The sequence below is a fragment of the Streptomyces chiangmaiensis genome (assembly GCF_036281785.1).
In the GTDB taxonomy this organism is placed as follows: domain Bacteria; phylum Actinomycetota; class Actinomycetes; order Streptomycetales; family Streptomycetaceae; genus Streptomyces; species Streptomyces chiangmaiensis.
Genome location: NZ_JAYWVC010000762.1, coordinates 1 through 528, shown reverse-complemented (window position 1 = coordinate 528; position 528 = coordinate 1). Strand labels below are relative to the sequence as shown.

The following is a 528-nucleotide window of genomic DNA, read 5'->3' as shown; positions in this document are numbered from 1 at the left end:
GGCCTGCACGACGGTGCGAGAGCCGTCGCAGACCGCGGCCCCCGCCGCCTGACGCAGAGCCCGGGTGGTCCGCATCCCGGTGGGGACCTGGCGTATCGCCTCGGTGAACGAGCCGCGTTCGCAGGCGGGTTCGGTGCAGTACCAGCGTGCCTTGCGCCAGTGGATGCTCACCGGGCGTCCCCCGCAGGGCAGGTGCCGGGGGCGGCTGGTGCGGTAGCCCTTCAGCCGGGTGGCGACGACCCCGCACGAGGGGCAGGCCCGGGCCGAGTCGTCGCTGGTGACGACGTACACCGTCGAACCGCCCGATCCGTCGTCCTTGACCTGCGTCACACTCACCCCCTCCAGCCCCAGAAGTCGCGTGGCAGCCTCGTTGATCCCGGTATCGTCGATGTCCAAGCCCGTGGGGTTTCATGATCGGTTGCGTAGAGAACAACCATGATCACGAAGGCCCGCGGGCGACTTGCGTCCGGGGCGGCCGCACCCTCACCACCTCACGCAGCGTGAGCGGCAAGCCCGCCCCTCACCGCC

General features: G+C 71.0%; 1 protein-coding gene. It reads right to left on the bottom strand.

The genetic code is table 11. The features are described from left to right. Nucleotides 1-396, bottom strand: a 396-nt coding sequence (locus VXC91_RS46805) for a transposase family protein (RefSeq protein ID WP_329513396.1), incomplete at its 3' end; no start/stop codon positions are given. Nucleotides 397-528 lie beyond the last annotated feature (132 nt).